Origin of the sequence: Cereibacter ovatus (genome assembly GCF_900207575.1) — a bacterium.
In the GTDB taxonomy this organism is placed as follows: domain Bacteria; phylum Pseudomonadota; class Alphaproteobacteria; order Rhodobacterales; family Rhodobacteraceae; genus Cereibacter_A; species Cereibacter_A ovatus.
In genome coordinates this window covers 53,409-77,041 of the sequence record NZ_OAOQ01000004.1, presented here as the reverse complement: position 1 = coordinate 77,041, position 23,633 = coordinate 53,409, and the positions used below count along the sequence as shown (strand labels likewise).

At 65.9% G+C, this 23,633-nt stretch carries 24 protein-coding genes; 12 read left to right on the top strand and 12 right to left on the bottom strand.

The annotated features are described in order from the left end of the window. Positions 1–84 precede the first annotated feature (84 nt). The 6 genes from CRO07_RS06625 (at position 85) to CRO07_RS06600 (ending at position 6,174) form a co-directional block, all read left to right on the top strand. Complete coding sequence (locus tag CRO07_RS06625; protein WP_097029906.1) at positions 85–738, top strand: redoxin domain-containing protein; 654 nt, start codon at positions 85–87, stop codon at positions 736–738. Between the two features lie 116 nt (positions 739–854). Next, on the top strand, positions 855–3,314 hold the full coding sequence (locus CRO07_RS06620) for a TonB-dependent receptor (protein ID WP_097029905.1): 2,460 nt from the start codon (positions 855–857) through the stop codon (positions 3,312–3,314). A 61-nt stretch (positions 3,315–3,375) separates the two neighbouring features. Then, on the top strand, positions 3,376–4,059 hold the full coding sequence (locus CRO07_RS06615; protein ID WP_097029904.1) for a Fe2+-dependent dioxygenase: 684 nt from the start codon (positions 3,376–3,378) through the stop codon (positions 4,057–4,059). Then, complete coding sequence (gene exbB, locus CRO07_RS06610) at positions 4,053–4,907, top strand: tonB-system energizer ExbB (RefSeq protein WP_235840949.1); 855 nt, start codon at positions 4,053–4,055, stop codon at positions 4,905–4,907. Before CRO07_RS06615 ends, exbB begins: the two co-directional genes overlap by 7 nt. 2 nt (positions 4,908–4,909) lie before the next feature. Continuing rightward, a complete protein-coding gene (gene exbD / locus CRO07_RS06605) occupies positions 4,910–5,365 on the top strand; it encodes a TonB system transport protein ExbD (RefSeq protein ID WP_097029902.1) in 456 nt (151 codons plus the stop codon). Beyond that, positions 5,362–6,174: an energy transducer TonB gene (locus CRO07_RS06600; protein ID WP_097029901.1), complete on the top strand. Its 813-nt coding sequence runs from the start codon at positions 5,362–5,364 to the stop codon at positions 6,172–6,174. Before exbD ends, CRO07_RS06600 begins: the two co-directional genes overlap by 4 nt. Before the next feature lie 122 nt (positions 6,175–6,296). Here CRO07_RS06600 and CRO07_RS06595 read toward each other — a convergent pair whose 3' ends face one another. The 12 genes from CRO07_RS06595 to CRO07_RS06540 form a co-directional block, all read right to left on the bottom strand. After that, positions 6,297–7,367: an alpha-hydroxy acid oxidase gene (locus CRO07_RS06595; RefSeq protein WP_235840948.1), complete on the bottom strand. Its 1,071-nt coding sequence runs from the start codon at positions 7,365–7,367 to the stop codon at positions 6,297–6,299. A gap of 92 nt (positions 7,368–7,459) precedes the next feature. Further along, positions 7,460–8,236 carry a succinate dehydrogenase iron-sulfur subunit gene (locus tag CRO07_RS06590; RefSeq protein ID WP_097029899.1) on the bottom strand — a complete coding sequence of 259 codons (777 nt, stop codon included), beginning with the start codon at positions 8,234–8,236 and terminating at the stop codon, positions 7,460–7,462. A gap of 3 nt (positions 8,237–8,239) precedes the next feature. Then, positions 8,240–8,530 carry a hypothetical protein gene (locus CRO07_RS06585; protein ID WP_097029898.1) on the bottom strand — a complete coding sequence of 97 codons (291 nt, stop codon included), beginning with the start codon at positions 8,528–8,530 and terminating at the stop codon, positions 8,240–8,242. Between the two features lie 3 nt (positions 8,531–8,533). Next, the gene (locus CRO07_RS06580) at positions 8,534–8,851 is read right to left on the bottom strand and encodes a hypothetical protein (protein WP_097029897.1); all 318 of its coding nucleotides are present in this window, start codon (positions 8,849–8,851) and stop codon (positions 8,534–8,536) included. Continuing rightward, a complete protein-coding gene (gene sdhA, locus CRO07_RS06575; RefSeq protein WP_097029896.1) occupies positions 8,851–10,653 on the bottom strand; it encodes a succinate dehydrogenase flavoprotein subunit in 1,803 nt (600 codons plus the stop codon). The genes CRO07_RS06580 and sdhA overlap by 1 nt, the downstream gene beginning before the upstream one ends. Positions 10,654–10,664: 11 nt before the next feature. Beyond that, positions 10,665–11,036, bottom strand: coding sequence for a succinate dehydrogenase, hydrophobic membrane anchor protein (locus CRO07_RS06570; protein WP_097029895.1), 372 nt, complete (start codon positions 11,034–11,036; stop codon positions 10,665–10,667). Between the two features lie 11 nt (positions 11,037–11,047). Then, positions 11,048–11,431, bottom strand: a complete 384-nt coding sequence (sdhC, locus tag CRO07_RS06565; RefSeq protein WP_097029894.1) for a succinate dehydrogenase, cytochrome b556 subunit — start codon at positions 11,429–11,431, stop codon at positions 11,048–11,050. 217 nt (positions 11,432–11,648) lie between these two features. After that, positions 11,649–12,680 (bottom strand): MaoC family dehydratase, encoded by a 1,032-nt coding sequence (locus CRO07_RS06560; protein WP_097029893.1) that lies wholly within the window; start codon positions 12,678–12,680, stop codon positions 11,649–11,651. Beyond that, positions 12,681–12,884 (bottom strand): DUF1737 domain-containing protein, encoded by a 204-nt coding sequence (locus CRO07_RS06555; protein WP_097029892.1) that lies wholly within the window; start codon positions 12,882–12,884, stop codon positions 12,681–12,683. Next, positions 12,881–13,435: an NnrU family protein gene (locus CRO07_RS06550; protein ID WP_097029891.1), complete on the bottom strand. Its 555-nt coding sequence runs from the start codon at positions 13,433–13,435 to the stop codon at positions 12,881–12,883. Before CRO07_RS06550 ends, CRO07_RS06555 begins: the two co-directional genes overlap by 4 nt. Positions 13,436–13,443: 8 nt before the next feature. Then, complete coding sequence (locus tag CRO07_RS06545) at positions 13,444–14,301, bottom strand: (3S)-malyl-CoA thioesterase (protein WP_097029890.1); 858 nt, start codon at positions 14,299–14,301, stop codon at positions 13,444–13,446. 88 nt (positions 14,302–14,389) lie between these two features. Continuing rightward, positions 14,390–15,127 carry a sulfite exporter TauE/SafE family protein gene (locus CRO07_RS06540; RefSeq protein ID WP_097029889.1) on the bottom strand — a complete coding sequence of 246 codons (738 nt, stop codon included), beginning with the start codon at positions 15,125–15,127 and terminating at the stop codon, positions 14,390–14,392. Between the two features lie 204 nt (positions 15,128–15,331). Here CRO07_RS06540 and mdh point away from each other — a divergent pair, with 204 nt between their 5' ends. From mdh to CRO07_RS06510, 6 genes are all read left to right on the top strand, one after another. Next, a complete protein-coding gene (mdh, locus tag CRO07_RS06535) occupies positions 15,332–16,294 on the top strand; it encodes a malate dehydrogenase (protein WP_097029888.1) in 963 nt (320 codons plus the stop codon). 232 nt (positions 16,295–16,526) lie between these two features. Beyond that, entirely contained in the window at positions 16,527–17,720 is a 1,194-nt protein-coding gene (gene sucC, locus CRO07_RS06530) for an ADP-forming succinate--CoA ligase subunit beta (RefSeq protein WP_097029887.1), read from the top strand. Between the two features lie 4 nt (positions 17,721–17,724). Next, positions 17,725–18,609, top strand: a complete 885-nt coding sequence (sucD, locus tag CRO07_RS06525) for a succinate--CoA ligase subunit alpha (RefSeq protein ID WP_097029886.1) — start codon at positions 17,725–17,727, stop codon at positions 18,607–18,609. A gap of 55 nt (positions 18,610–18,664) precedes the next feature. Continuing rightward, positions 18,665–21,631, top strand: a complete 2,967-nt coding sequence (locus CRO07_RS06520; RefSeq protein ID WP_176504502.1) for a 2-oxoglutarate dehydrogenase E1 component — start codon at positions 18,665–18,667, stop codon at positions 21,629–21,631. Positions 21,632–21,633: 2 nt separating this feature from the next. Next, a complete protein-coding gene (gene odhB, locus CRO07_RS06515; protein ID WP_097029884.1) occupies positions 21,634–23,145 on the top strand; it encodes a 2-oxoglutarate dehydrogenase complex dihydrolipoyllysine-residue succinyltransferase in 1,512 nt (503 codons plus the stop codon). Between the two features lie 55 nt (positions 23,146–23,200). Further along, positions 23,201–23,596, top strand: coding sequence for an MAPEG family protein (locus CRO07_RS06510; RefSeq protein WP_097029883.1), 396 nt, complete (start codon positions 23,201–23,203; stop codon positions 23,594–23,596). Positions 23,597–23,633 lie beyond the last annotated feature (37 nt).

Here is a 23,633-nt window from a genome sequence, read left to right as displayed (position 1 = left end):
GGCGCAGCCTCATTCGGGGGATGTGGCTCTGCCATGCGGGGGCTAGCGTCGCCCATCCGCAACCGTACGCTCGCCCGAGGTATCATGGCCCTTCGCATCCACGACATTGCGCCCGATTTCACCGCCGATTCGACGGCAGGTCAGATCCGCTTTCATCGCTGGATTGGCGACAGCTACGCGATTCTCATGTCGCATCCGCGGGATTTCACCCCGGTCTGCACCACCGAATTCACCGCTGTCGCCCGTATTGCGTCCGAGTTCGAGCGCCGCAACACCAAGGTCATCGGGGTTTCGGCCGACAGCGTTGACGAACACATGAAATGGAAGACTGATATCGAGACACTGGCCGGCCGGCCGGCGGATTTCCCGATCATCGACGACCGCTCGCTTGCCGTCGCGCGGGCCTACGACATGCTTCCGGCCGACGCTCCTGACGTGGGTCTGCGGACACCGGCCGCTCTTGCCTCGGTGCGGACGCTTTACATCATCGGGCCGGACAAGCGTATCCGGCTGGCCATCGCCTATCCGATGTCGGTCGGGCGCAACTTCTCCGAGGTTCTTCGCGCGCTGGATGCGGTGCAGGCGACCGATGCCGCGCCGGTGACCACGCCCGCCGACTGGATGCCGGGGCAGGACGTGATCGTGGCGCTGACGCTGAACGATGCCGCCGCGCGCGAAAAATTCGGCCAGATCGATGCGCCGCTGCCCTATCTGCGCTTTGTGAAGGCCCCTGCGTGAAATCGTGCCTTCCGAAGGAATCTTATTCTTGACTCAAATTATCGGTTAATCTACTCGCAGGGTCAGCCAGGCCTTCGTCGTCCAGCCAGATCATCACGCCTGACCAGAGGGATGACATGGCTGACACATTGCGACCCGCAAGCCTGCGGCAAGGTTTTTCCGTTGCCCCCCAGAAGGCCGCCGCGCCGTTGGCCATGATGACGGCGACGGCGCTGGGGGCGGCGATGCCCGCCCATGCGCAGGACGCCGCCTCTGGCTCGATCCTGCTGCCGACGATCAACATCGAAACCTCCGAACCTGCCGCCGTGGCGCCGCGCCGGGCACGGGCCGCTGAACCCGCCCGGCCGGCGGTGACCGCCGAGGCGCCGCCGCCCGCACCCGTGGCCGAGACCGCCCCGCCGCCCGCCGGCCCCGTTGCCGGACGCGACGGCGTCTCGCCCTATGTCGATCCGAATGCCGGCTATCGCGCGGTGTCGTCGGCCAACAGCTTGCTGGGCCAGCCGCTGCTGGACACCGCGCGCACCGTGACCGCGATCACCGGCGAGGTGCTGTCGGACAAGGACGCGACCTCGGTCCGGGAACTGGCGCGGACGACGCCCGGCCTGACCCTTGGCACCGGCGAGGGCGGCAATGCCTTTGGCGACGTGCTGTTCATCCGGGGCTTCAAGGCGTCGAACGATACCTTCATCGACGGGATGCGCGATGCGGGCGTGGCGGTGCGCGAAACCTTCATGGCCGAACAGGTCGAGGTGACCAAGGGCCCGTCAGGGTCGATTGCCGGGCGCGGCACCACCGGCGGGGCGGTGAACCTTGTGACCAAGAAGGCGCAGCCGGGCAACTTCACCCGGACCGAGACGACCCTTGGCACCGATGGCCTTCTGCGCCAGACCGTCGACTGGAACCGCGAATGGAACGAGCGTCTGCGCACCCGCGTCGGTGCGATGGCGCAGAATTCCGACGTGGCCGGGCGCGACGGCGTGTTCGACAACCGCCGCGGCCTGTCCTTTGCGACCGAATTTCAGGCGACCGAGCGTCTGCGGTTGTCGTTTGATGCCTATCATCTGGAAATGGACCAGATGCCGGACTGGGGCGTGCCGTGGGACAGCGTGAACGGCGTGCCGATGACCGAGGCCGCCGATGGGCGGGCGACGGTGGACCGCGATACCTTCTATGGCGTGACCGACCGCGATTTCCTGAACGGCACGCAGGATATCGCGACCTTCGGCGCCACCTACGAGATCGCGCCGGGGATGGAGCTGACCAACCGCCTGCGGATGGGCCGCACCGAAAACGACTATGTCCTGACCGCGCCCGAGCGCCCGAACCTTGCCCTTGGCACCGTCGTCGCCGCGCCGAAAAGTCGCCGGCAGGTCAATGATGTCGTGACCAACCAGACCGAGCTGACCTTTGCCCCGGTGATCGCCGGGCGCGAGCATCGGATGGTGGTCGGGCTTGAACTGTCAAACGAGGATGTGTCGCAGCAGGGCTATACCGGGCTTGCATCCGAGGTCGGCGGCGGCACGGCCACGAACGTGCTGACGGGCTGCACGGTCTCGATCTTCGATTCCGATACCAGCGCGTGCTGGAACGCGGATGAGGCCAGTCTTGTGCTGGGGCCGGCCACCACCACCACCGTCAAGACCCGAAGCCTGTATTTCGGCGATACCGTCGAGCTGCGCGACGACCTGATCCTGAACTTCGGCCTGCGGCTGGATGATTATTCGATCGGCAAGAAGGGCGTCACGACCAACCGGCTGACCGGCGAGACCACGCCCTTCGCCTATTCGCGCGACGACACGATGGTGAACTGGAACGCCGGGCTGACGTGGAAGCCGCAACCCAATGGCGCGGTCTATCTGGCCTTTGCCACCTCGTCGAACCCGATGGGGCAGGAACTGGATGCGGGTGGCGGCGACTATGGCGGGCTGGATGCGGCGGCCGAACTGCTGGCACCCGAAAAGAACCGCTCGATCGAGCTGGGCACCAAATGGGAACTGGGCGGGCTTCTGGTCAGCGGTGCGATCTTCGAGACCGAGAAAAGCAACGCCCGCGAGACCGTCGCCTCTGGCGTCTATGACGACACCGGCGAATACCGCGTGCGCGGTCTGGAACTGGGGGTGGCCGGCAACCTGACGGAAAAGCTGTCGCTGTTCGGCGGCGCCACCCTGCTTGATAGCGAGATCACCGAGTCCTACCTGGACAGCGGCCCCACCAGCATCATCGGCAACGACTTCGCCAACATCGCGCACAAGCAGTTCAACCTGCTTGCGAAATACGAAGTCAACGACCGCTGGACGCTGGGCGGTCAGGCGACATGGCGCGGCGAGATCAAGGGCGGCACCTTCGCCGCCGATCAGACCAATGCATCCGGTGTCACCAACGAAAACCGGCTGCCCGGCTACTGGCGCTTTGATCTGATGGCCGATTACGAGGTGGCGGACAACGCCGTTCTGTCGATGCGCGTGAACAACGTGACCGACGAACTTTACTATGATGCCTTCTATCGCTCGGCCTCGCCTTACGTCTATGTCGCGCCGGGGCGGTCGGCCTCGGTTTCCCTGCAAATGAAGTTCTGAACGCAGGTCCGGGGCGGTTGCCGCCGCCCCGGACCGGGATTCGTGCGAAAGGTCTTTCCCCATGTTGCTCTGCCTCCCCGACATCCTGTCGCCCGACGAAGTGGCCGAGATCCGCGCCATCCTTGACGCCGCCGACTGGCAGGACGGCCGCCACACCGCCGGCCCGCAATCGGCCGAGATCAAGCGCAATGCCCAGATCCCGCTGGACAGCCCGATCCTGCCCGAGGTGCAGACCCGGCTTCTGCGGGCGCTGGGGTCCAACCCCGTGTGGCTGTCGGCGGTGCTGCCGCTGCATATCCTGCCGCCGATGTTCAACCGCTACGAGGGCGGCCAGACCTTCGGCACCCATGTCGATAACGCGATCCGTGTCATCCCGGCCGAGGGCCGCCGCATTCGCACCGATGTCAGCTGCACCCTGCTCCTGTCCGATCCGGCCGATTACGACGGCGGCGAACTGGTGGTCGAAGGGCATTACGGCGCGCAGGCGGTCAAGCTGCCGGCGGGGCATTGCGTGATCTATCCCTCGACCTCGCTGCATCAGGTGACGCCGGTCACGCGGGGGGCGCGGGTGGCCTCGTTCTTCTGGATTCAGTCGATGGTGCGCGACGACGCCCGGCGCGAGATGTTGTTCGATCTTGACCAGACGATCCAAAGCCTGTCGGCCAGCCTTGGCCTGAACGCCCCCGATGCGGTGCGCCTGACCGGCATCTACCACAATCTGATCCGGCAATGGGCGGAGTGCTGATCGTGAAACATCTGCCGATTGCCGCCGCGGCCCTGCTGACGGCGGCGCTTCCCGCCGCGGCCGCCGATGTGGCCGCGACCAACGCCCGGCTGATCGGCTGGGCCGAGGCGCTGGCCGGCCCGGCGCTGGCCGCGCGGCTGGCCGCGGCCGAGACCAGCGAGACGCTGACCCCGCTGGCGATGTTCATGGATGCCGACTGGGTGGTGAAGGCGGTGATGCTGGGCCTTGCCGCGGCCTCGGTTCTGGGCTGGGCGGTCTGGGCGGGCAAGCTGGCACAGGTGGCGGTGGCCTCGCAGGGGGTGGCGCGGTCCTACCGGCAGTTGGTGCGCGCGGGGCATCTGGATGGCGCCCGCACCTTGCGCGGCCCGTTCGGGCGCATGGTGGCGGCGGCCCGGGCCGAGGCGCTGGTGTCAGAAGGGTTGAACCCCGAAGGCGTCAAGGCCCGCGTCTCGTCAGAGTTGCAGCGTATCGAGGCCGGCGCCACTCGCGGGATGCAGTCGGGGGTGATGATCCTGGGCTCGATCGGGTCGACCGCGCCGTTCATTGGCCTGTTCGGCACCGTCTGGGGCATCATGAACAGCTTTGTGGGCATTGCCGAAAGCGGCACCACCAACCTGTCCGTCGTGGCGCCCGGCATTGCCGAGGCGCTGCTGGCCACCGCCATCGGCCTTGTCGCGGCCATTCCGGCGGTGCTGCTTTACAACCACCTGACACGGGTGATCGCAGGCTATCGCGCGCGGCTGGCCGATGCGGTGGCGCTGGTCGAACGCACGCTGTCGCGCGATCTGGACCGTGCGGCGGTGCGCCCCGATCCTTGCGTGACCCCGCTGCATCTGGTGGCGGAATAACCATGGCCACCCGTCTCGCCGCGTCCGAGGACGACCTGCCCGCGAATGTCGACATCAACATCACGCCCTTCATCGACGTGATCCTTGTCCTTCTGATCATCTTCATGGTGGCGGCGCCGCTGTCGACGGTGGACGTGCCGGTGGAACTTCCGGTGGCCAGCGCCGATGCCGCCCCCCGCCCGGCCGAGCCGGTCTTCGTCACGCTGACCGCGGATCTGTCGCTGCGCGTGGGGGATCGTGCGGTGACGCTGGCCGATCTGCCGATGGAGTTGGACATCGTCACCCGGATGAAGCGCGACACCCGGCTTTACATCTCGGCCGACCGTTCGGTGCCTTATGGCGAGATGATGCTGGTGATGAACCGGATGCGCGGGGCGGGCTATCTGAAGATCGGTCTGGTCGGGATCGATGAGGCCGGAACCGAAGCCCCGACCCCGCCGGCGGTGTCGGCGCCATGAGTCTGGTCTATCGCCCGCGCGCAGGTTTCGGGCTGGCCTTCGGGCTGGGTCTGTCGGTTGCGGTGCATGGCGGGCTGGTGGCGGCGGCGCTGTCGGTCGCCCCGCCGCCCCCGCCCGACGATGCGGGGCTGAAGGGCCGCGAACTGATCGAACTGGCCGAGGTCGAGATGATCCTTGCCGCGCCGGAAACCGATCTGGCCGATGGTGCGCCCGCCGACGACAGTCAGGCCGCGATGGACAGCCCGGAACAGGCCAAACTGGCGCAGGCGTCGGATGCGCCGCTGCTGGCGCAGATCCCCTATCAGGTCGATGACCCGGAATTGCAGTTCAAGCTGGCCAACCCCGATCAACAGGTTCAGACCGAGGACGAAGCCGACGAGGTTCCGACCGAGCTGCAAGAGGAACCCCGGCAGGAAACCGCCCCCGAAAGCGTCGCCGCCGCGCCCGAAGCCTCGGCCGGGCAGGATCAGGCCAGCCAGAGCGCCGAACCCGAACAGGGCCTGTCGGACGAGGAAATGGCGCAGATCTCGGACTGGCAGAAGGCGCTGGTGCTGACGCTTGCACAGGCGAAATCCTATCCCAAGGCCGCCCGCACCCGCCGCGCCGAAGGCGAGGTGCTGCTTCGGGTGACGCTGGACCGCTATGGCCGGGTGCTGAAACGGTCGGTCGCCACAGGGTCAGGCTGGCCGGTGCTGGACGAGGCCGCGCTGCGGGTGATCGACAGCTTCGACCGCCTGCCTGCCCCGCCCGCCGCGATGGGGGCAGGGCCGTTCGACCTGTCCGTGCCGTTCAGCTACAGCTTCAAGTAGCGCGGGGGCGGCAACTTGTGCCGAAAACGGGCCAAGAGCCGTGGCCTGTCGTCCGCCCGGCCCCGTGTCACGCTTGCGGTGAAGGGGCACCCCTGTCACTGCCCCGATCACTTGCCCCCCTGTCACTGGCTGCCCGCGGGCAGGACCAGCCGATCCGGCCCGATCTCGGCCCGGGTGGCGCAACCGCACAGCGCCATCGTCACCTCGAACTCGTCGCGCAGCCGGCGCAGCACCTGCGAGGCCCCCGCAGCGCCCCCCACCGCAAGCCCCCACAGGGCGGGCCGGCCCAGCAGCACCGCATCCGCCCCCAGCGCCAGCGCCTTGAAGATGTCGCCGCCGCGCCGGATGCCGCCATCGACCAGAACCGGCCGATCCGGCAGCGCGGCGCGGATCGCGGACAGGACACTGGCCGGCGCCGGCGTGTCGTCCAGCACCCGCCCGCCGTGGTTCGACACGATCACCCCGGCGCAGCCAGCCGCCACCGCCACCTGCGCATCCGCCGGGCACAGCACGCCCTTGGCCAGAACCGGCACCGGGCTTTCGGCGCACAGGCGGGCCAGATCCTGCCAGCCCGGCGCCAGCGCCATCAGCCGGTCGAACACCAGACTTTCGCCCTCGGGCAGCGGTGGGGCCGGGGGCAGCGCATCCAGCATCACCGGCCGCACATCGGCGGGCAGGGCAAAGCCCGCGCGCTGTTCGCGATCGCGCAACCCGTTCAGCGGCGCATCCACCGTCACCACCAGAACCGATGCGCCCGCGGCCAGTGCCCGCGCCGCCAGCGCCCGTGTCTCGGACCAGTCGGGGCGCAGATACAGCTGGAACCAGCGCGGACCGGGGATGGTGGCCAGTGCCTCGGGCGCGACCGAGGTCTGGCAACTGAGAACCATGCCGATGCCCTGCGCCGCCGCTGCCCGCGCCATGCCCCGCTCGCCCTCCGGACAGGCCAGCCGCTGGAACGCCATCGGCGCCACCAGCGCGGGAAAGGCCAGCCGCTGCCCCAGCAGCGACACCGCAGCCGAGCCGCCCGCCACCGGCCGCAGGTGCCGCGGCATCAGCCCGATGCGCGCCCATGCGGCCGTGTTCGCGCGCAGGCTGCGCTCGTCTCCGGCGCCACCGGCCAGATAGGCGAAAATGGCGGGGGGAAGCCGGGCCTCGGCCTCGGTTTCGAAATCCGCAAGGGTCAGCAAAGCCACCAGAGGAACCTTTCCGCGTATCGGTATCGGTTGCCCGGGCTGGGAAGGGGGCGGCCCATCGGGGCCGCCGCCGGTCCTTGGCTGGGGACGGGTCAGATGACCCGTTCGACCATCATCTTCTTGATCTCGGCAATCGCCTTCGCCGGGTTCAGACCCTTGGGGCAGGTCTTGGCGCAGTTCATGATCGTGTGGCAGCGATACAGCTTGAAGGGGTCTTCCAGCATGTCCAGACGTTCGGGCGTCGCCTCGTCACGGCTGTCCACGATCCAGCGATAGGCATGCAGCAGCGCGGCCGGCCCAAGGTACCGATCGCCGTTCCACCAGTAGCTGGGGCACGAGGTCGAGCAGCAGGCGCACATCACGCATTCGTAAAGCCCGTCAAGCTTGGCCCGGTCCTCGACCGACTGGCGCCACTCTTTCGCGGGCTCGACCGTCTTGGTTTCAAGCCAAGGCATGATCGAGGCGTGCTGGGCGTAGAACAGCGACAGATCCGGGATCAGATCCTTGACCACCGGCATGTGCGGCAGCGGATAGATCTTCACGTCGCCCTTGATCTCGTCGAGACCATAGATGCAGGCCAGCGTGTTGATCCCGTCGATGTTCATCGCGCAGGAACCGCAGATGCCTTCGCGGCAGGACCGGCGGAAGGTCAGCGTGGGGTCGACCTCGTTCTTGATCTTGATCAGCGCGTCCAGAACCATCGGGCCGCACTTGTCCATGTCAAGGAAGTAGGTGTCCACCCGCGGGTTCTCGCCCGTGTCGGGATCCCAGCGGTAGATCTGGAATTTGCGGACATTCTTGCCGGCGGGTTTCGGCCAGGTCTTGCCGGTCCGGACCTTGGAATTCTTGGGGAGCGTGAGCTGGACCATGGTTCATCCCTTCCAGTCTGAGCGGGAATAGAGCGGCCGCGTCGGAGGCTGGCCGGATTTCTGGTAAACGCAGGTGTCATAGACCGCGGCGGGATCGCGGCCCATCAGATAGTCCGAGGTGACGGTGATGCCCACGCCGCCGATGACATGGCCGCCGCTGCCCACGCCGACCTCGGCCGTGCCGCGCGGCGCCGCCGCAAGATGGGCACGGTCGGCGCAGATCCGTTCGGCCTGATCGACCGGGATCGGCCCACAGGCCAGAAGCAGAAACGGCAGGGCAAGGGCCACGCGCATCGGTCAGACCGCCGGCAACAGCGGCAGGCCGCTGGTGCGCAGGCAGCGCACGGTTTCGGGGCGGGCCGCGATGGTCTGCACCGTCCGCACCGTCGAGGTTCCGGCCCGCACGCCGATGTCGCGGGCCAGTGCCTTCACCTCGTCGGCGGTTGCGTTCTGAACGATGCAGGTGGCAACCCCCTCGGCCGCCGCGTCCGGCAGATACATCTGCACCACCGGCACCACGACGGTGCGCGCGGCCTTCCGTCCGACGCTGTCGGCCACATCCTGCGGGTTGCAGGCCGCCAGCACGAGCGCGGAAAGAAGGACCGCGGCCCGCATCAGTAGACCCGCGCTTTCGGCGCGATCTTCTTCAGGTCGATGCCGCCTTCGGCCTGTTTCGTCAGCGGTTCAAGGTGAACCGGACGGGTGGCCAGCCGGACGTTGTTGCCTTCGACCACCGCAAGGCTGTGGACGCGCCAGTTTTCGTCGTCGCGGTTCGGCCAGTCCTCGTGCGCGTGGGCGCCGCGGCTTTCCTTGCGCGCTTCGGCGGCGACGATGGTCGCCAGCGCGTTCGGCATCAGGTTGGTCAGCTCCAGCGTCTCCATCAGGTCCGAGTTCCAGATCAGCGAACGGTCGGTCACCTTCAGGTCGCCCATCTTGCCGGCGATGCCCTTCATCTTCTCGACGCCTTCTGCCAGCGTCTTGTCGGTGCGGAACACCGCGGCATCGGCCTGCATGGTGCGCTGCATTTCCAGCCGCAGTTCGGCGGTCGGAATGGCGCCCTTGGCGTAGCGCAGGTCGTCGAACCGGCCAAGGATCGCATCGACCTTGTCCTTCGGCACATCGGAATGGAACTCGTGCGGCTTGACGATCTGGCCGGCGCGGATCGCCGCGGCACGGCCGAACACCACAAGGTCAATCAGCGAGTTCGAGCCCAGACGGTTCGCCCCGTGAACCGAGGCGCAGCCGGCCTCGCCCACGGCCATCAGGCCGGGGAACACGCGGTCGGGATCGTCGGCGGTGGGGTTCAGCACCTCGCCCCAGTAGTTGGTGGGAATGCCGCCCATGTTGTAATGGACCGTCGGCAGAACCGGGATCGGTTCCTTGTGCAGATCCACGCCCGCAAAGATCCGCGCGGATTCCGAGATGCCCGGCAGGCGCAGCGCCAGCGTTTCCGGCGGCAGGTGGTTCAGGTGCAGGTGGATGTGGTCGCCATGCTCGCCCACGCCGCGGCCCTCGCGGATCTCGAGCGTCATGCAGCGCGAGACCACATCACGACTGGCGAGATCCTTGTAGGTCGGAGCGTAACGCTCCATGAACCGCTCGCCGTTGGCGTTGGTCAGATACCCGCCCTCGCCGCGGGCGCCCTCGGTGATGAGGCAGCCCGAGCCGTAGATGCCGGTCGGGTGGAACTGGACGAACTCCATGTCCTGAAGCGGCAGGCCGGCGCGGGCCACCATGCCCCCGCCGTCGCCGGTGCAGGTATGGGCCGAAGTGGCCGAGAAATAGGCGCGGCCGTAGCCGCCGGTGGCCAGAACCGTCAACTTGGCGTTGAAGACATGGATCGTGCCGTCTTCCAGACGCCACGCCACCACGCCGGTGCAGCGGCCGTCCTGAATGATCAGGTCCAGCGCGAAATATTCGATGAAGAATTCCGCGTTGTTCTTGACCGACTGGCCGTAAAGCGTGTGCAGGATGGCGTGGCCGGTGCGGTCGGCTGCGGCGCAGGTGCGCTGCACCGGCGGGCCTTCACCGAACTGGGTGGTGTGGCCGCCGAACGGGCGCTGGTAGATCTTGCCTTCCTCGGTGCGCGAGAAGGGCACGCCATAGTGTTCCAGCTCGTAGACGGCCTTGGGCGCCTCGCGCGCAAGGTATTCCATCGCGTCGGTGTCGCCCAGCCAGTCCGACCCCTTCACGGTGTCATACATGTGCCACTGCCAGCTGTCCGGCCCCATGTTGGCAAGGCTGGCGGCGATGCCGCCCTGCGCCGCGACGGTGTGGCTGCGGGTGGGGAAAACCTTGGTGACGCAAGCGGTGCGCAGGCCCTGTTCGGCCATGCCCAGCGTCGCGCGCAGGCCGGCACCGCCGGCGCCCACCACCACGACGTCATAGTCATGCGTCTCGTAAGTATAAGCGGCCATGGTTCAAGTCCTCAGAGGGCGATCTTGGCGAGGGCGAAAAGCCCGATCGCCGCCACGCCATAGGCGAAGGATTGGGCGCAGATCACCAGCAGCCGGCGCGGCACGCCCTGCCAGTAATCCTCGATCATCATGGTCGAGCCTTCGGCGAAGTGGCGCATCCCGAAGAACAGCACAAGGCCCGAGAGGATCGCGTTGAACGGATGCGAGAAGATCTCGATCACGCGGGCATGGCCCTCGCCGATGGCGTTGCCGACGATATAGACGAAGATCGGCAGCAGGACCGCAAGGCCCACCGCGCTGACGATCATGTACCAGTGCCGGTCGGTGCCGTGATGGGCGGCGCCCATGCCCTCGGCGCGCTTGCGGGCGGTGATGTAACGCATGGGGCGCCCCTTCAGATGATGATGACGGTCAGCACGGTCAGGATCAGCGAGCCGCCGATGCAGGCCATGCCCAGCTTTTCGGCGGTCTTGATCTCAAGCCCTTTGCCGGTGTCCCAGTAAAGGTGCCGCAGACCGGCCAGATAGTGATACCAGAGCGCCCAGACCGACAGCAGCAGGACGATATCGCCGAACCACGAGGTCAGAACCCGGTCGGCGATCGCGAACTGCTCGGGTCCAAGCGCCGCGGCCAGAAGCCACCAGGTCACCAGCATGGTTCCGACGATCAGCCCGTTCCCCGTGATCCGGGTGAAGATCGATGTCGTCGAGGTCAGCTGCACCCGGTAGATCTGAAGATGGGGGGAAAGGGGCCGCTCGACCCGCTTCTGTTCAGCCATGTCGTTGCCTTTCGCTGGCCGGCCCCCGCCGGGTGGGGCGGCTGTCTCGCTGGTGACACTCAATAGCGGTTTTTTCGCCCGAGTCACGGGGGCCACGGCCCGCCGAGGCCGCAAAAGCGGGCAGCAATCGGAAAAAAATCGCTCATGTGATCACGCGACCCATCCTTGTGATCACATGTTTGCGCAATCAGGTTCCGCCGCCCGCGGCGAAGCGGGATCAGCGTGGAACCAGCGCCCAGTAATCAAGGTCGAGAAGCACGCCGGGGTTGTATTTTCCGTCTTCGCCCTTCAGCGCGAAGGGGTCGGTGCCGTGCTTCACAGCCACGAGTCGCAGCCGAAGCGCGCCGACGCCGGGGGCCGGCGTCTCGGCGCGGTCCAGCACTTCCGACCACGCCCGGACGGTATCGCCCGAGAAGCAGGGGTTGGCATGGGCGCCCGCGTTCAGCGCCACGATCATCTGCGCGTTCGCCAGCCCGTTGAACGACAGCGCCCGCGCCATCGAGATCACATGCCCGCCATAGATCAGCCGCTTGCCATCGGGGCGGTTGGTGGCATCGAAATGCACCTTGGCGGTGTTCTGCCACAGGCGCGTGGCCAGCATGTGTTCGGCTTCCTCGATGGTGACGCCATCGACATGGTCGATCCGCTCGCCCACGGCATAGTCGCCCCAGCGGTGCGGCTCGCCCGCAAGGGTAAAGTCGTAACGGGTGAAATCCAGCCCCGCCGGCACCACCAGATCGGCGGCCGCGACCGATTTCGCCAGCGTGGGCACGGTCGCTTCGGGGGCGGGCGCGGCCTCGTCGCGCTTTTTCACCATCACCCAGCGGACATATTCCAGCACAGCCTCGCCGTGCTGGTTCAGGCCACGGGTGCGGACATAGACCACGCCCGACTTGCCGTTGGAGTTTTCCTTCAACCCGATGACGGTGCTTTCCGAGCGCAGCGTGTCGCCCGGAAAGACCGGCTTCAGCCAGCGCCCTTCGGCATAGCCAAGGTTCGCTACGGCGTTCAGGCTGATGTCCGGCACGGTCTTGCCGAACACCAGATGGAAGGCCGCCAGATCGTCGACCGGCGCGGCCGGCAGGCCGCAGGCGCGGGCGAATTCATCCGAGGAATAAAGCGCATGACGCGCCGGATACAGCGCATGATACAGCGCCCTCTCACCGCCGGAAACGGTGCGGGGAACGGCATGGGCGATGGTCTCGCCCAGACGGTAATCCTCGAAGAAACGGCCCGCGTTGGTCTTCATTCAGTGGTCTCCCAGCTTGGTCTCGGGGGTGTAGGTGCCCGGAACGTCCTTCACCACCGCCTGACCGCAACGCATCACCCCCCGTGCCGCATCGAAGGCATAGGTGGGCTGGCCATGCAGGTGCCAGCCCTTGTTCAGCGCCGCCGTCACCTTGTGGCAGAAGGCCGAGGTGTCATCTTCGGTCAGCAGACGGTAAAGTTTCATGCGTAGGTTCCGGCAAAGGGGTTATGCCCCAGCCAGTAGTGGACAAGGGCGATCAGCCCATACATCACCAGCACCACGCCGATCAGCCCCAGATCGCGCTTTGGCCCGCCGGACAGCGGGCGGTCCCACGTCGTCTGCTTGTTGATCAGCACGACCTCGGCCACGGCCCACGCGCCAAGACCGCCGAACAGGATCAGCGAAGCCACATCGCCGTTCACCAGCAGATGCGCGAAGGCCCACAGCGCAAAGCCATACAGCATCGGGTGGCGGATCTTCGTCCAAAGCCAGCCCTTCGACATGCTGGCGCCAAACACGATCAGCGCAAACAGCATCAACAGGTTGTTGGCGTGCCCCATGCCTGCCGGCGGCACATAGACCGAGATGAAATCGGCCTGACGATAGCCCATCACCATCATCACCAGCGACCCGACCAGCAAAAGCGCGGCAATCCCCTTGCCGGCAATTCCCAGCGGCTGGCGAAGACCCGGGGCCACCCGTTTGAACAGATGGGCCGCGGACCACAGCGCGACCCCCAGAATCAACAGAAGCATATCGTTCCTCAGCTTGCCCTGAACGCGGCAATCGCCTCGGCCTTGGCCAGAGTTTGCCGCGCGGTCACGATATGCAGGTTCTCGACGATCTTTCCATCCACAACCGCCACGCCAAGGCCCTGACGCTCGGCTTCCTCGAAGGCGGCGATCTGGCGGTTGGCCAGATCGATCTCGGCCGCCGAAGGCGAGAACACCTCGTTTGCGATCTCAAGCTGGGCCGGATGGATCAGCGTCTTGCCGTCAAAGCCCATGTCGCGGCCCTGCGCACATTCGGCGCGCAGGCCGTCCTCGTCCTTGAAGGCGTTGTAGACGCCGTCGACGATGGTCAGCCCATGGGCGCGGGCGGCCAGCAGGCAGAGGCCCAGCCCGGTTTGCAGCGCCAGACGGTCGGGGCGGAAGCGGCTGCCCAGCTCTTTGGCCAGATCGTTGGTGCCCATGACCATCCCGGTCAGCCGCGGATGGGCGGCGATCTCGGCCGCGTTCAGCATCCCCAGCGCGGTTTCCATCATCGCCCACAGCGGCACGTCGGGGATCAGATCGGCCACCGCCTGCACATCCGCAGCACTCGACACCTTCGGGATCAGGATCACATCGGCCTTCGATCCGACAAAGGCCGCCACATCGTCGCGGCCCCATTCGGTATCCATGCCGTTCACCCGCACGATGCGGATGCGCGGGCCGTAGTCTGCGGTTTCCAGCGTCTTTTTCAGCAGGTCGCGGGCGTGGATCTTTTCGTCATGGGCCACCGCATCTTCCAGATCGAAGATGATCGCGTCGGCCGCCAGCCCCTGCGCCTTTTCCAGCGCCCGCTCTTTCGAGCCGGGGATGTACAGCACCGAACGGAACGGATGAGCCTGATGCGCCACGACGATTCTCCCCAAAAGCAACAATCTTGCGCTTGGGAGCACATTTTCGGCATATTCGGCAAGTCCTGATTTGCCGCGGCGCAGAAATTCAGCCGAAAGCCTGCCAGATCAGCCGGACCGAGATCGCCAGCAGCGCCCATGTCACGATGCGGAAGAACAGATCCTGCGGCAGCACCCTGACCAGCCTGTAGCCCGCAAACACCGACAGCGCCGCGGGCAACATCAGCCAGGCCGCGACTTTCAGGTTCGCCACCGACAATTGCCCCAGCGCGGCATAGGGGATCAGTTTCACCGCGTTGATCCAGGCAAACAGGATGGTCGAGGTTCCGGCAAACACCGTTTTCGGCATTTTCAGCGGCAAGACATAGACCTGATAGGGCGGGGCGCCGGCGTGGCTGACGAAACTGGTGAAGCCGGTGGCGGTGCCCCACAGCAGCCCCGGCGTCACCCGCGCGACCTTTGCCGGGGGATCTGTGCGGCGCAGCAGCAGGTTCAGCGCGAAGGCCCCGCCGATCAGGCCGACAAGGCCGCCCACCATCGCCTCGGACACCGCACTGGCGGTCAGCCAGCCGAAGAACACGCCCACCGCGCTGGCCGGGATCAGGATCTTCAGCACGCGGGCGTCGAACTCGCGCCGGTAGGCGTAAAGCCCGAACAGGTCCGACACGACATAAATCGGCAAGAGCAACCCCGCCGCCGTGACCGGCGAGATCACCAGCGCCAGAAGCGGCACGCTCATCATGCCGACGACGGGCAGGCCACCTTTGCTCATCCCCACCAGAACCGAGGCCATGACCGCCAGCGCCCAGAAGCCGAAGCCGTCCATTCCGTTCTCCGAATCAGTTGGGGTCGGCGGTATGCGGTTGGATACCGCGCGCACCCGTCACCCGCGCCGCCGCCCCGCCTTTAGCGCAAACATATGTCGGGAAACAGCCAATAGCGGATCGCACCCCCGCACGAGGCTTGCGCGACGATCCTCGAACGTCTACCCATCGCCGCGAATTGCTCACCCCAAATGGGAGATCCATCCATGGCCAGACCCAAGATTGCGCTGATCGGTGCGGGGCAGATCGGCGGCACGCTCGCTCATCTCGCCGCGATCAAGGAACTGGGCGACATCGTCCTGTTCGACATCGCCGAGGGCACCCCGCAGGGCAAGGCTCTGGACATCGCGCAATCGGGCCCGTCGGAAGGCTTTGACGCCGTGATGAAGGGCGCCAACAGCTATGAAGATATCGCCGGCGCCGATGTCTGCATCGTGACCGCGGGCGTTCCGCGCAAACCGGGCATGAGCCGCGACGACCTGATCGGCATCAACCTGAAGGTGATGAAATCCGTTGGCGAAGGCATCAAGGCCCATGCGCCGAACGCCTTCGTGATCTGCATCACCAACCCGCTCGATGCGATGGTCTGGGCGCTTCAGCAGTTCTCGGGGCTGCCGCCCGAGAAGGTGGTGGGCATGGCCGGCGTGCTGGATTCCGCGCGCTTCCGGCACTTCCTGTCGGTCGAGTTCAACGTCTCGATGCGCGACGTGACGGCCTTCGTGCTGGGCGGCCATGGCGACACCATGGTGCCGCTGGCGCGCTATTCGACCGTGGCGGGCATCCCGCTGCCGGATCTGGTGCAGATGGGCTGGACCACGCAAGAGAAGCTTGATGCCATCATCCAGCGCACCCGCGACGGCGGCGCCGAGATCGTCGGCCTGCTGAAGACCGGCTCGGCCTTCTATGCGCCGGCCACCTCGGCGATCGAAATGGCCGAAGCCTATCTGAAGGACCAGAAGCGCCTGCTGCCCTGCGCGGCCTGGGTCGATGGCGCCTTTGGCCTGAACGGGATGTATGTCGGCGTGCCGACCATCATCGGTGCCGGCGGCATCGAAAAGGTTGTCGACATCAAGCTGAACGCCGACGAACAGGCGATGTTCGACAAGTCGGTGGATGCGGTGAAGGGCCTTGTGGCCGCCTGCAAGGGTATCGACCCCTCGCTGGCCTGAGTCGCCACGGACAGGCCGGAAACGGGGGCGCGCCAGACCGCTGGCGCGCCCTTTTCGCTGCCGGAGGGGATGCCGCAAAGCAGCATCCCGGGCGGTTGTGATCACGCCTCTGGATGCTGTGATCACAAAGCTTTCTTTTTGCGCGGAAAACCCCTTGATGGCGCAAAACCCGTTTTGAACGCGCCCGTTTCTGTGGCATCACGCCGCAAATCATCAACGGTGGGACAGTTCAATGAACATCCATGAATACCAGGCCAAGGCGCTTCTGCGCAGCTACGGCGCGCCGGTGTCTGACGGCCGGGTCGTTCTGAAGGCGGACGAGGCGAAGTCGGCGGCGGGCGAACTGGGTGGGCCGCTCTGGGTCGTCAAGGCGCAGATCCATGCCGGCGGCCGCGGCAAGGGCAAGTTCAAAGAGCCGGAAGCCGGCGAAAAAGGCGGCGTCCGTCTGGCGAAATCGGTGGGCGAGGCCGCCGAGCTGGCGAAGCAGATGCTCGGCCGCACGCTGGTCACCCACCAGACCGGCCCGGCCGGCAAGCAGGTGAACCGGATCTACATCGAAGAAGGCTCGGACATCTCGCGCGAGCTGTATCTGGCGCTGCTGGTGGATCGTGGCACCTCGCGCATTTCCTTTGTGGTCTCGACCGAAGGCGGGATGGACATCGAGGAAGTCGCCGCCCACACCCCGGAAAAGATCGTGTCGTTCTCGGTCGATCCGGCTTCGGGGCTGTCGGATTTCCACGGCCGCCGTGTGGCCTTTGCGCTGGGTCTGGAAGGCGCGCAGGTCAAGCAGTGCGTCGCGCTGGTCAAGAACCTCTACCGTGCCTTCGTCGAGAAGGACATGGAGATGCTGGAAATCAACCCGCTGATCGTGATGACCGACGGCAACCTGAAGGTGCTGGACGCGAAGGTGGGCTTTGACAACAACGCGCTTTACCGTCAGCCCGACGTGATGGCGCTGCGCGACGAGACCGAGGAAGACCCGAAGGAACTCGCCGCGTCCAAGTTCGACCTGAACTATATCGCGCTGGATGGCGAGATCGGCTGCATGGTCAACGGCGCGGGCCTGGCCATGGCCACGATGGACATCATCAAGCTTTACGGTGCCGAACCGGCCAACTTCCTGGACGTCGGCGGCGGCGCCACCAAGGAGAAGGTGACCGAAGCCTTCAAGATCATCACCTCGGACCCGAACGTGAAGGGCATCCTGGTGAACATCTTCGGCGGCATCATGCGCTGCGACATCATCGCGGAAGGCATCCTTGCCGCGGTGAAGGAAGTGGGCCTTCAGGTTCCGCTGGTCGTGCGTCTGGAAGGCACCAACGTCGAGAAAGGCAAAGAGATCATCGCGAACTCGGGCCTGAATGTGATCGCGGGCGACAACCTGTCGGACGCCGCTCAGAAAATCGTCAAAGCGGTGAAGGGGTAATCCGATGGCCGTTCTCGTCAACAAAGATACCAAGGTCATCTGCCAGGGCATCACCGGCAGCCAGGGCACCTTCCACACCGAACAGGCGATCGCCTATGGCACGCAGATGGTCGGCGGCGTGACGCCGGGCAAGGGCGGGTCCGAGCATCTCGGCCTGCCGGTCTTCAACTCGGTCTATGAAGCGCGCGAAGTCACCGGCGCCAATGCGTCGGTGATCTATGTGCCGCCGCCCTTCGCCGCGGATTCGATTCTGGAAGCGATCGACGCCGAGATCCCGCTGATCGTCTGCATCACCGAAGGCATCCCGGTGCTGGACATGATGAAGGTGAAACGCGCCCTTCAAGGGTCGTCCTCGAAGCTGATCGGGCCGAACTGCCCCGGCATCATGACGCCGGACGAATGCAAGATCGGCATCATGCCGGGCTCGATCTTCAAGCGCGGCTCGGTCGGTGTGGTGTCGCGTTCCGGCACGCTGACCTATGAGGCGGTGAAGCAGACTTCGGACGTGGGTCTGGGCCAGTCCTCGGCCGTGGGCATCGGCGGCGACCCGATCAAGGGCATGGAGCACATCGACGTGCTGGAAATGTTCCTTGCCGACCCGGAAACCACCTCGATCATCATGATCGGCGAGATCGGCGGCTCGGCCGAAGAGGAAGCCGCGCAGTTCCTGGCCGACGAGAAGAAGCGCGGCCGTTGGAAACCGACCGCCGGCTTCATCGCCGGCCGCACCGCGCCCCCCGGCCGCCGGATGGGCCATGCCGGCGCCATCGTCTCGGGTGGCAAGGGCGATGCGGAATCGAAGATCGAAGCGATGAAAAGCGCGGGCATCATCGTCGCTGACAGCCCGGCCCATCTGGGCGAAGCCGTGATGAAAGCCATCGGCAAATAAGCGTTTCGGGCCCGCGCCGCGTTGGCGCGGGCCCTTTCAGATGTCAGGTGAAACCATGACGGAACAGTCTCCGAACGCGCAGTTCCACGCCTCGAGTTTTCTTCAGGGCCAGAACGCAGAATATATTGACCAGTTGCAGGCGCGTTATGCCGAAGATCCCGCGTCAGTGGACGCAGGCTGGGCGGAGTTGTTCCGTTCGCTGGGCGACAGCGAGATCGACGCCAAGCGTCAGGCACATGGCCCATCCTGGGCACGCGCCGACTGGCCGCCGACGCCCACCGACGATCTGACCGCGGCCCTGACCGGCCAATGGCCCGTCGCCCCCCCGCCGAAAGAGGCCAAGGGCGCTGCCGACAAGATTCAGGCCAAGGCCGCCGAAAAGGGCGTCAGCCTGTCGGATTCCCAGCTTCAGCGGGCGGTTCTCGATTCCATCCGCGCGCTGATGATCATCCGCGCCTATCGTATCCGCGGCCATCTGGCCGCCGACCTTGATCCGCTGGGGATGCGGAACACCTCGAACCACCCCGAGCTTGACCCCAAGTCCTACGGTTTCACCGATGCGGACATGGATCGGCCGATCTTCATCGACAATGTGCTCGGTCTTCAGGTCGCCTCCATGCGGCAGATCGTGGATATCGTCAAGCGCACCTACTGCGGCACTTTCGCACTGCAATACATGCACATCTCGGATCCCGAGCAGGCGGCATGGCTGAAAGAGCGCATCGAGGGCTACGGCAAAGAGATCCACTTTACCCGCGAAGGCCGTCGCGCGATCCTGAACAAGCTGGTCGAGGCCGAAGGCTTCGAGAAGTTCCTGCATGTGAAATACATGGGCACCAAGCGGTTCGGTCTGGACGGCGGCGAAAGCCTGATCCCCGCGATGGAGCAGATCATCAAGCGCGGTGGCGCGCTGGGCGTGAAAGAGATCGTGGTGGGCATGCCGCACCGCGGCCGCCTGTCGGTGCTGGCCAATGTTCTGGCCAAGCCCTACCGCGCGATCTTTCACGAATTTCAGGGCGGCAGCTTCAAGCCTGATGAGGTCGACGGCTCGGGCGATGTGAAATACCACCTCGGCGCCTCGTCGGATCGCGAGTTCGACGGCAACACCGTCCACCTGTCGCTGACGGCGAACCCCAGCCACCTTGAAGCAGTGAACCCGGTCGTTCTGGGCAAGGTCCGGGCCAAGCAGGAACAGGCGGGCGACAAGACGCGCCATACCGTGCTGCCGATCCTGCTGCACGGCGACGCGGCCTTTGCCGGGCAGGGGGTCGTCGCGGAATGTTTCGGCCTGTCGGGTCTGGTGGGGCACCGCACCGGCGGCACGATCCATATCGTCGTGAACAACCAGATCGGCTTCACCACCGCGCCGTCGTTCAGCCGATCTTCGCCTTACCCCACCGACATCGCGCTGATGGTGGAAGCGCCGATCTTCCATGTGAACGGTGACGACCCCGAAGCCGTGGTTCACGCCGCCAAGGTCGCGACCGAGTTCCGCCAGAAGTTCCACAAGGACGTGGTGATCGACATCTTCTGCTACCGCCGCTTCGGTCACAACGAAGGCGACGAGCCGATGTTCACCAACCCGGCGATGTATACCTCGATCAAGAAGCACAAGACGACGCTTCAGCTTTATACCGAGCGTCTGGTGCAGGACGGCCTGATCCCCGAAGGCGAGATCGAGGACATGAAGGCCGCCTTCCAGGCCCATCTGAACGAAGAGTTCGACGCCGGCAAGGATTACAAGCCGAACAAGGCCGACTGGTTGGATGGCCGCTGGAAGCACATCGACCGTCACGGCGCGGAATATGAACCGGGCCGCACCTCGATCTCTGCCGAGACGCTGCAAGAGATCGGTCAGGCGCTGACGCGCGTGCCCGAAGGCTTCGACCTGCACAAGACCGTCGGGCGCCAGCTGGAAGCCAAGAGGCAGATGTTCGAAACCGGAAAGGGGTTCGATTGGGCCACCGGCGAGGCGCTGGCCTTCGGTTCCTTCGTGGTCGAGGGCTATCCCGTGCGTCTGGCGGGGCAGGATTGCACCCGCGGCACCTTCAGCCAGCGCCATTCCGCCTTCATCGATCAATCGACCGAGGAACGCCATTACCCGCTGAACAACATCCGCAGCGGGCAGGCGCGGTATGATGTCATCGACTCGATGCTGTCGGAATATGCCGTGCTTGGGTTCGAGTATGGCTATTCGCTGGCGGAACCCAACGCGCTGGTGATGTGGGAAGCCCAGTTCGGCGATTTCGCCAACGGCGCGCAGATCATGTTCGACCAGTTCATCAACTCGGGCGAGTCAAAGTGGCTGCGGATGTCGGGCCTTGTGGTGCTGCTGCCGCACGGGATGGAGGGGCAGGGCCCCGAACACTCGTCGGGCCGCGTCGAACGCTTCCTTCAGATGTCGGCGAATGACAACTGGATCGTGGCGAACTGCTCGACCCCGGCCAACTACTTCCACATCCTGCGCCGGCAGATCCACCGCAACTTCCGCAAGCCGCTGATCCTGATGACGCCGAAATCGCTGCTGCGCCATCCGATGTGCATCTCGACGGCCGAGGATTTCACCACCGGATCGGGCTTCCACCGGGTGCTGTGGGACGATGCGCAAAAGGGCAATTCGAACACGGTTCTGAAGCCCGATGCCGAGATCAAGCGCGTGGTGATCTGCTCGGGCAAGGTCTATTACGACCTGCTGGCCGAACGCGACAAGCGCGGGATCGACGACATCTACCTGCTTCGGCTGGAACAGTTCTATCCCTTCCCGGCGCTGAGTCTGGTCAAAGAGCTGGCCCGCTTCAAGGAAGCCGACGTTGTCTGGTGTCAGGAAGAACCCAAGAACCAGGGCGGCTGGACCTTTGTCGAGCCGAACCTGGAATGGGTGCTGACCCGCATCGGGGCTTCGCATCACCGCGCGCATTACGTCGGGCGTGCGGCCTCGGCGGCGCCTGCCACCGGCCTTGCCAGCCGCCACAAGGCGGAACAAGAGGCGCTGGTGAATGACGCGCTGACGCTGGGGGGCTGACGATGGGAACGGAAGTCAGGGTTCCCGCGCTGGGCGAAAGCGTCTCCGAGGCGACGGTGGCCACCTGGTTCAAGAAACCGGGCGATCGCGTCGCCGCCGACGAGATGCTGTGCGAGCTGGAAACCGACAAGGTGACGGTCGAGGTGCACGCGCCGGTCGCGGGCCGTCTGGATGAGATCGTGGCACCGGAAGGCACGACCGTCGCGGTCGCGGCGCTTCTGGCGCAGATCGGCGCAGTCGAGGCCGGCGAAGCGCCGGTCGCAGAGCGGACGCAAAAAGGCGCCGAGGCAAAGGCCGGCGCGGGAGGAAGCAAGATGATCGACGTGATGGTGCCCGCGCTGGGCGAATCGGTGTCCGAAGCGACCGTCTCGACCTGGTTCAAGAAACCGGGGGATACGGTGGCGCAGGACGAGATGCTGTGCGAACTGGAAACCGACAAGGTGTCGGTCGAGGTGCCGGCCCCCGCTGCGGGCGTGCTGGCGGAAATCCTCGTGACCGAGGGCACCACCGTCGCCGCCGGCTCGCGGCTTGCGCTGATCTCGACCGATGGTGCCGCGGTGGCCGCCGCGCCCAGGGCCGAACCGGCGAAAGCCGCGCCCGCACCCGCCGCGAAGAAGGATGTCGAGGATGCGCCCGCCGCAAAGAAGGCCATGGCCGAGGCCGGCCTTGACCGCGACGCGGTCCAAGGCTCCGGTCGCGACGGCCGGGTGATGAAAGACGACGTGGCCCGCGCGCTCGCCGCCGCCAGCACCCCCGTGGCGCCCGCCGCCGCCCCGGTGCAGATCCCGCGCCAGCCTGTCCCTGCCGACGATGCCGCGCGCGAGGAACGGGTGAAGATGACCCGCCTGCGCCAGACCATCGCCCGCCGCCTGAAAGAGGCGCAGAACACCGCCGCGATGCTGACCACCTACAACGAGGTGGACATGTCCGGCGTTATGGCGCTGCGCAACGAATACAAAGACCAGTTCGAAAAGAAGCACGGCGTGAAGATGGGCTTCATGTCCTTCTTCGTGAAAGCCTGCTGCCACGCGCTGAAGGAAGTGCCCGAGGTCAACGCCGAGATCGACGGCACCGACATCGTCTACAAGAACTACGTCCACATGGGCGTGGCGGTGGGAACACCCTCGGGCCTCGTGGTGCCGGTGGTGCGCGATGCCGACCAGATGGGCTTTGCCCAGATCGAGAAGAAGATCGCCGAACTGGGCGTCCGCGCCCGTGACGGCAAACTCTCGATGGCCGAGATGCAGGGCGGCAGCTTCACGATCTCGAACGGCGGCGTCTATGGATCGCTGATGTCCTCGCCGATCCTGAATCCGCCGCAGTCCGGCATCCTGGGAATGCACAAGATCCAGGACCGCCCCGTGGTGGTGAACGGCCAGATCGTGATCCGCCCGATGATGTATCTGGCGCTCAGCTACGACCACCGCATCGTCGATGGCAAAGGCGCAGTGACCTTCCTCGTCCGGGTGAAAGAGGCGCTGGAAGATCCGCGCCGCGTCCTGCTCGACCTGTAACCGTCCCCCGCGGCCCCGGGATTGCCCCGGGGCCGCCCGACTTCCGGGAACCTCGATGACCGCCGAACTCACCGCCCTCTGCCTGGCCGGCCTGCTTCAGGCCCTGACCTTCCTGCCCTTCTCGGTGCTCGCGAACATGGAACTGGGCGCCAACTACACCACAGGCCCGCGCGACAGGGCCCCCGATCAGCCGCTATCCACCCTGACCGGCCGGCTCCAGCGGGCGCTGAACAACCATTTCGAAGGGCTGATCCTGTTCACCCTCGCCGTCACGGTCGTGACGCTGGGCGGCCAGTCCAGCTGGTTCACCGCCACCATGGCCTGGATCTACCTTGCCGCACGCATCCTCTACATTCCGGCCTATGCCCTCGGCTGGACGCCATGGCGCTCGGTCATCTGGATGGCCGGCTTCACCGCAACCGTGGCACTTCTTCTCGCCGCCCTCGTCTGACCCCCGCGCCTTTCATTCTGGCCCAAATATCCGCGGG

Excerpts from the sequence above, each read along its gene's own strand:
- CRO07_RS06625 (WP_097029906.1), top strand. The coding sequence starts at position 85 with ATGGCCCTTCGCATCCACGACATTGCGCCCGATTTCACCGCCGATTCG.
- CRO07_RS06620 (WP_097029905.1), top strand. The coding sequence starts at position 855 with ATGGCTGACACATTGCGACCCGCAAGCCTGCGGCAAGGTTTTTCCGTT.
- CRO07_RS06615 (WP_097029904.1), top strand. The coding sequence starts at position 3,376 with ATGTTGCTCTGCCTCCCCGACATCCTGTCGCCCGACGAAGTGGCCGAG.
- exbD (WP_097029902.1), top strand. The coding sequence starts at position 4,910 with ATGGCCACCCGTCTCGCCGCGTCCGAGGACGACCTGCCCGCGAATGTC.
- CRO07_RS06600 (WP_097029901.1), top strand. The coding sequence starts at position 5,362 with ATGAGTCTGGTCTATCGCCCGCGCGCAGGTTTCGGGCTGGCCTTCGGG.
- CRO07_RS06590 (WP_097029899.1), bottom strand. The coding sequence starts at position 8,236 with ATGGTCCAGCTCACGCTCCCCAAGAATTCCAAGGTCCGGACCGGCAAG.
- CRO07_RS06585 (WP_097029898.1), bottom strand. The coding sequence starts at position 8,530 with ATGCGCGTGGCCCTTGCCCTGCCGTTTCTGCTTCTGGCCTGTGGGCCG.
- CRO07_RS06580 (WP_097029897.1), bottom strand. The coding sequence starts at position 8,851 with ATGCGGGCCGCGGTCCTTCTTTCCGCGCTCGTGCTGGCGGCCTGCAAC.
- sdhA (WP_097029896.1), bottom strand. The coding sequence starts at position 10,653 with ATGGCCGCTTATACTTACGAGACGCATGACTATGACGTCGTGGTGGTG.
- CRO07_RS06570 (WP_097029895.1), bottom strand. The coding sequence starts at position 11,036 with ATGCGTTACATCACCGCCCGCAAGCGCGCCGAGGGCATGGGCGCCGCC.
- sdhC (WP_097029894.1), bottom strand. The coding sequence starts at position 11,431 with ATGGCTGAACAGAAGCGGGTCGAGCGGCCCCTTTCCCCCCATCTTCAG.
- CRO07_RS06560 (WP_097029893.1), bottom strand. The coding sequence starts at position 12,680 with ATGAAGACCAACGCGGGCCGTTTCTTCGAGGATTACCGTCTGGGCGAG.
- CRO07_RS06555 (WP_097029892.1), bottom strand. The coding sequence starts at position 12,884 with ATGAAACTTTACCGTCTGCTGACCGAAGATGACACCTCGGCCTTCTGC.
- CRO07_RS06550 (WP_097029891.1), bottom strand. The coding sequence starts at position 13,435 with ATGCTTCTGTTGATTCTGGGGGTCGCGCTGTGGTCCGCGGCCCATCTG.
- CRO07_RS06540 (WP_097029889.1), bottom strand. The coding sequence starts at position 15,127 with ATGGACGGCTTCGGCTTCTGGGCGCTGGCGGTCATGGCCTCGGTTCTG.
- mdh (WP_097029888.1), top strand. The coding sequence starts at position 15,332 with ATGGCCAGACCCAAGATTGCGCTGATCGGTGCGGGGCAGATCGGCGGC.
- sucC (WP_097029887.1), top strand. The coding sequence starts at position 16,527 with ATGAACATCCATGAATACCAGGCCAAGGCGCTTCTGCGCAGCTACGGC.
- sucD (WP_097029886.1), top strand. The coding sequence starts at position 17,725 with ATGGCCGTTCTCGTCAACAAAGATACCAAGGTCATCTGCCAGGGCATC.
- CRO07_RS06520 (WP_176504502.1), top strand. The coding sequence starts at position 18,665 with ATGACGGAACAGTCTCCGAACGCGCAGTTCCACGCCTCGAGTTTTCTT.
- odhB (WP_097029884.1), top strand. The coding sequence starts at position 21,634 with ATGGGAACGGAAGTCAGGGTTCCCGCGCTGGGCGAAAGCGTCTCCGAG.
- CRO07_RS06510 (WP_097029883.1), top strand. The coding sequence starts at position 23,201 with ATGACCGCCGAACTCACCGCCCTCTGCCTGGCCGGCCTGCTTCAGGCC.